At 37.9% G+C, this 1,435-nt stretch carries 2 protein-coding genes and 2 pseudogenes; all 4 read left to right on the top strand.

Going from position 1 to position 1,435, the window contains the following annotated elements; all coding sequences use genetic code 11:
- Positions 1–313, top strand: a 313-nt coding sequence (locus FS666_RS19265) for a DUF4872 domain-containing protein (protein WP_144463778.1), incomplete at its 5' end; no start/stop codon positions are given.
- A gap of 446 nt (positions 314–759) precedes the next feature.
- Positions 760–921 (top strand): helix-turn-helix transcriptional regulator, encoded by a 162-nt coding sequence (locus FS666_RS19260; protein ID WP_018705595.1) that lies wholly within the window; start codon positions 760–762, stop codon positions 919–921.
- A pseudogene (locus FS666_RS19255) lies at positions 863–1,276 on the top strand (metal ABC transporter ATP-binding protein); the annotation flags it as partial. The gene FS666_RS19260 and the pseudogene FS666_RS19255, both read left to right, overlap by 59 nt.
- A pseudogene (locus tag FS666_RS19250) lies at positions 1,252–1,374 on the top strand (metal ABC transporter permease); the annotation flags it as partial. The pseudogenes FS666_RS19255 and FS666_RS19250, both read left to right, overlap by 25 nt.
- Positions 1,375–1,435 lie beyond the last annotated feature (61 nt).

Genomic DNA, 1,435 nt, shown 5'->3' with positions numbered 1-1,435 from the left:
AGGCTGGCAAAGTTATGCACTTTTGATTGCACTATTGTGTATTTTTCTCTTGCAAAATACAGGAGAATCCCTATTTAGAAATATGTATAGAGATTTCTTAAAAGAATGTTTGAGTATAGTTGATTATACTCCTTTACAAAATGGATATATTCTATTTACTAAAATCGCACCTATGTGGGAGGAGGTATCTAAGCTTATTAATAAGGCTGGAGAGACTCATGAATTACTATTCCTAAATCAGGCTTCTGATATTCTTTTAGAGTTATCAAACAAAGAATATGAAGCAATGAATCAACTATCAAGAATCTGTTGACTGCGATGCTTTCAAAAAATGAGTTTTAGAAAAGTGGATTCATGATTCTTGTTCCATTGGGGGGGATTGGGAACGGCTTCATACTGCCTTTGTTGCACCTCCTTTGGGCTCCCGTACATCTTTCGCAGCGGCCGGATGCGGCTTCTTACCGTATTTTCCCCAACTTCAATTTCCGGATCGTGCTCCTTTAGCCAGTCCCATATTTGAGTAGCGGAGAGGTCGGGGTATTCCCTCTGATTCTGGCAATGTATTGTTAAGGTATGAGTTGAAAAAAAGATATAGAAAATATCGACTACTTGCTGTGCTAACAGGTTATGAAAATTGACTAATTCGTTTGGTTTATGTTGGTATGATTTATTACGTAAAGGCAACTGTCTGGATCGAGCGCAAAATGACAGGATTTAGAGAAGTTAATAAGGTAACATGCCATTAAAGGAGTGAACCATATGGCACTGGTAGAATCATTACAAAAGACAATCGAATACATGGAAGCCCATCTGCTGGATGACATCACGATCAAAGACATTGCTGAACAAGCTCATCTATCTCCCGAGCACTGTACTAGAACTGGTGCAGTCAGGGCGTTTTCAAAGAGGCAAATGGTTTAAAAGGTTAGATAAAGAAGATAAAGGGCATGTTCGTCGTTCCCTTGAATCAGTGGGAATGTGGGAGATGCGTCATAAAAAGATAGGGGAATTATCAGGTGGACAAAAGCAGCGGATATCAATTGCTCGTGTGTTCTCAACAGATCCAGATTTGTTTATATTAGATGAACCTACAATTGGAATGGATGTACGTTCACGTAATGAATTTTATAAATTATTGAAGCACAATAGTACAGAGCATGACAAGGGTATCTTAATGGTTACACACGATCATGAAGAGATTCGTCACTACGCTAATAAACACATTGAGTTGATATGGAAGGAGGACTCACCTTGGAGATGTTTTTCTATGGATTGATGCAAAGAGCTTTCCAAGCTTCATTTTTAATCTCATTAATCACTCCAATATTAGGATTGTTTTTGGTATTGCGTAGGCAATCACTAATGGCAGATACCTATTTAGCCCCTAAATGAACTTGGACAATAAGAGTAAAAATTATTATACTGCTTAATGTAC

It is taken from the genome of Siminovitchia fortis (genome assembly GCF_007681465.1).
Classification (GTDB): Bacteria; Bacillota; Bacilli; order Bacillales; family Bacillaceae_C; genus Siminovitchia; species Siminovitchia fortis.
The sequence above is the reverse complement of the archived record's forward strand: the minus strand, read 5'-3'. Positions and strand labels throughout refer to the sequence as shown.

Coding starts and splice junctions, on each gene's coding strand:
- FS666_RS19260 (WP_018705595.1), top strand. CDS start 760: ATGGCACTGGTAGAATCATTACAAAAGACAATCGAATACATGGAAGCC.